Raw genomic sequence first — 4,185 nt, 5'->3', positions numbered from 1 at the left:
TTTTTTTCTCACTTATGCGGTTCCTCAAAATACTTCTCAAAGTTCTCGGCGGCCTTGTGTTGCTGATTGTGATTCTATTGGCTTTTATGGTTACGACCGTTGATGATACGCCTTACAAAGAAATGGCCTATTATCAACAATGGAAAAAATCAGTTGGCAGCGGGCGGCGTTCCGCTTTACAGTTAGCAAACGCACAGTCTATAGGTAATCAATCAGCAATCGCAAATCGCAAATCGCAAATTAGTCCTCTCAATGTCGGTTGGGCGAAGGTGAATTTTACGCCTAAATCGCCTACTTCTACGGCGGGTTATGGAGTCAGGCAAGGGGCTTTATACACGTCGGTGCATGATTCGATTTATGTAAGGGCTATTGTTATTGACAACGGGACAACAAAAGCAGCGATTGTGGTAGCAGATTTGCTGATTATGCCGCCTGCTGTTACCGAACAGCTCAAAACTAAGCTGAAAGCCACGGGAATTCCGTTTGAACAGGTTTATTTTGGCGCTACGCATTCGCACAACAGCATGGGCGGTTGGAGTGGTGGAATTGTGGGGGAATTGTTTGGCGGAAAATTCAAACCCGAAAATGTAACGTGGATTGCGGATGCCATTGTCAAAGCTGTTCAGCTGGCACAAAAAGACGTGAAACCTGCCTCCATTGGTTACCACGAAATAGCTGATACGGCGCGTATTCGTAACCGATTGATAAAAGACGGACCCGTTGACCCGTATTTACGCACCATTCAATTTGTGAGAAACGATGGTAAAAAAGCGCTGTTGTGCTCTTACGCTGCGCATTCAACCATTACAAGTTCGGACAATATCGTTTTATCGCGCGATTACCCGGGTGTTTTAGTAGATTCTTTAGAAAAAGGTGAGGCTGATTTTGCGGTGTTTATGTCGGGAGCTGTGGGCAGTATGAGTCCTCATATTGAAGGAGAAACGGACTTTATTCAAGCTGTCGCCGAAGCGGATAGTTTGGAATCGGATGTTCAAAAGCAACTTCCTGCTATTCAAACCTTTTCCAATCCTCAATTTCAAATGGTAACGCTGCCTATTCCTCTGAGAGAAGCAAATCCGCGTATTACCCCAAACTTGCGAATGCGCCCTTGGGTATTTAAGTGGGCTTTTGGCGATTTTCCAAACTATGTCAAAGTACTTCGTATCGGAAATATTTTGATGATGGGTTTTCCGTGTGACTTTTCTGGCGAATTGGTAGCGGACATGAGCGCCTATGCGGCCAAGAAAGGACTAAAACTAATGGTGACAAGTTTTAACAGCGGCTACATTGGCTACATCACGCCGGATAAATATTACAGCAAAGACTCTTACGAAACATTGACCATGAACTGGTTTGGACCTTACAACGGTGCTTATTTCCAAGAAATTGCCCGTGATTTGATTGATAAAATGCCTTGACGTAAATAGGGAAAATGGAAACCTTACTCATTGGAATTTGTAATCCAAAAGCATTGAATTTGCTTCTTTGTCTTGAAGAAATGGATATTGTCAAAATCTTGAAACGGGAAGACACATCTCAAACCAGACAGAAACTATCAGAACGATTGAGAGGAATCATAGGCATAGAAGAAAACGAGATAGAGTGAACATGCGATTGTTCAGGGATAGTTGAAGGAAATTTCATACGTATCGAAGTTGGAAATTGTCTATGGTTTACCCACAAAACTTTAGACCAACTCAAACGAGAAAGAAGTTTGGGGAATTTCTTCCCCGAAGGCATTTTGAAGGTATTTTTTAGCCTCAACTGAGTAATTCAACAAATACAGCCGTTTCTAAAGGAAGAGATTCGCGATGATAGGTTTTAAGCAATTGTTGAGCTATTTCGAGATAAATCAGGTACCTGCTTCCTTCAAATACCACTCGTTTTACAACGGCTTTGATGGCTTTTTCGGTAGGTTGAAGATGGATAATAAAGGCTTCCGGGCGGACAACAACCTGTCCGTTGAGGAGAAGAAAATTGGGGCCAAAGTGGTGTAGAAAAAAATCGGGTTCGAGTACATTTACTTCACCCGTTATTTCTGCTACGTAGAGGTTAGCAGGTTGTTGATAAATAGCCTCAGGTGTACCAGTTTGAATCAGTTGGCCTTCCCGTAAAACCCCCATTTGGTGCGAAAGACTAAGCGCATCAGTGGCGTCGTGGGTGACAAAAATACAGGCCGTGTCGGTTTGCTCCGCCAACTCCCGAATGGTTTGGGTAAGGCGACGGCGGTTGAGCAAATCTAAGTGAGCAAAAGGTTCGTCGAGTAACAATATCCTTGCTTCTTCGGCCAAGGCGCGTGCGATGGCCGTGCGCTGTTTTTCGCCTCCGGAAAGCTGTTTGGCAGGATGATTAACGACCGTTTCGAGGTGGCAAAGTTGGATAAGTTCGTCTACGCGCTCATCGCGGTAGGCTTTTTCGTAATACCGCAGTGCGTAGGAGATGTTTTCGCGCACGGTGAGAGGCGCAGACAAATTGTAGTCTTGATGAACGATTTTAATATCGGGATGACCGGGAATTAATTGGTCGCTGGCCAAACGTAATTTCTGGTTATCGAGCCATACTTCTCCTTCGTCGGCATCTATCAGTCCTGCCGCAATTCGTAATAACGTACTTTTTCCCGAGCCGCTTTCTCCCAATAAGCCAAAGACTTCGCCTGCATTGACGTTGAAGCTGACATGTTGGAGAACCGACTGTTGGTTGTATTTTTTGGATATATCGCGTAGTTCTAATAAAGATTGCATTCGTGATTATGTGATTTTAAGACCTATTGCTATAAAAAATGGAACGCGGATTGAATGGATTAAACGGATTAAATCCCAAAACCCGTTTTAATCTGTTAAATCAGTGTTCAATATAGTAATAGAGATTGCTTGACTTCTTTAAGAATAAGAATGTACGCAGGCTAATCTTTCCGTGACCAAATTTGTCTTTATTCCTATTCTTTTGAATTATGAACCCAAAGAACGTAAAACAGTTCAATAAACTACCTTTTCAACGCCTGCAAGTTTGTATTCTGTGGGCATTCCTGATTGGATTCGGGCCAACGGTTGTGGCACAGGGCATTCCCAAAGAGGTGAAACGCGTGTTGTTTTTGGGCAACAGCATTACCTATGCCGGAAGTTACGTAACCGACATCGAAGCGTATTTCGTGACCCATTATCCCAATCAATCCATTGAATTTATCAACGTGGGCTTGCCCAGCGAAACCGTATCGGGGCTTTCGGAAGAGGGCCACGCGGGAGGACGATTTCCACGACCTGATTTGCACGAACGGCTTGCGCGGGTGTTGACACAGACCAAACCGGATTTAGTATTTGCCAGTTACGGTATGAACGATGGCATTTATTTGTCGTTGGATGAAGGGCGTTTTCAGCGATTTAAGGACGGAATCAATTGGCTGCACGAAGAAGTAGTAAAAACAGGCGCAAAAATTATTCACTTTACCCCGCCGATTTTTGATGAATTACGAGGCAAAAATGCAGGCTATGCCGCCGTCCTTGACCGCTATTCCGATTGGTTAATCAGTCAAAAAACGTCGGCTAATTGGGAGGTGATTGACGTACATTATCCGATGAAAAAAGTTTTGGAAGCTCACCGTAAAATAGATGCTGAATTTTCTTTGACAGGCTTTGCCTTGGCCGAAGACGGCGTACATCCCGGTGAGGTGGGACATTGGATCATGGCCAGAGAAACGTTGGTGTATTTGGGTGAAAAGGGGGCTGCTAAAGCTCCCGATGTAAAAACCGCCATCGCCGTTATGCCTGCATCAGAGCAAATTCTTAAACTCGTGAGTCAGCGCCAAACGATGATGAAAGATGCGTGGCTGACGGCCACCGGCCACAAACGCCCCGAAATGAAAGTAGGGTTGCCGTTGGAAGAAGCAAGAGCCAAAGCGGCGGAAATCGAAAAGCAAATTCGGGCTTTGATGAAATAGCACGGACAAAATTTTTACTATATATTTTTGGTTTTTATCGCTCTGATTTTCAGTGATTTGTTGCATTTTGTGCCATTGCAGGTGTTATCACCTGCAAAACTTTGGCGGAAGCTGTCTGACGAAAAAGCTATTGGTGTTCTTCCAGTCGAGTAAGCAAGGGCATTTCAGCCCAAGCTTCTCACAGAACCGTGCTTGAGATTCTCACCTCACACGGCTCTTGTTATCCATCATGCTTTTATTCCCAATTGCCA

At 44.3% G+C, this 4,185-nt stretch carries 3 protein-coding genes; 2 read left to right on the top strand and 1 reads right to left on the bottom strand.

Annotated features, from left to right (window positions below):
* The coding region (locus Q0081_RS01130; RefSeq protein WP_298348348.1) for a neutral/alkaline non-lysosomal ceramidase N-terminal domain-containing protein at positions 1-1,418 on the top strand (1,418 nt) is incomplete at its 5' end.
* 342 nt (positions 1,419-1,760) lie between these two features.
* Here Q0081_RS01130 and Q0081_RS01125 read toward each other — a convergent pair.
* Entirely contained in the window at positions 1,761-2,741 is a 981-nt protein-coding gene (locus Q0081_RS01125) for an ABC transporter ATP-binding protein (RefSeq protein ID WP_298348346.1), read from the bottom strand.
* Between the two features lie 209 nt (positions 2,742-2,950).
* On the opposite strand from Q0081_RS01125, the gene Q0081_RS01120 reads away from it, so the two are divergent.
* Positions 2,951-3,934, top strand: coding sequence for an SGNH/GDSL hydrolase family protein (locus Q0081_RS01120; protein WP_298348344.1), 984 nt, complete (start codon positions 2,951-2,953; stop codon positions 3,932-3,934).
* Positions 3,935-4,185 lie beyond the last annotated feature (251 nt).

Source organism: Runella sp. (assembly GCF_027484545.1).
Lineage (GTDB): Bacteria > Bacteroidota > Bacteroidia > Cytophagales > Spirosomataceae > Runella.
The sequence above is the reverse complement of the archived record's forward strand: the minus strand, read 5'-3'. Positions and strand labels throughout refer to the sequence as shown.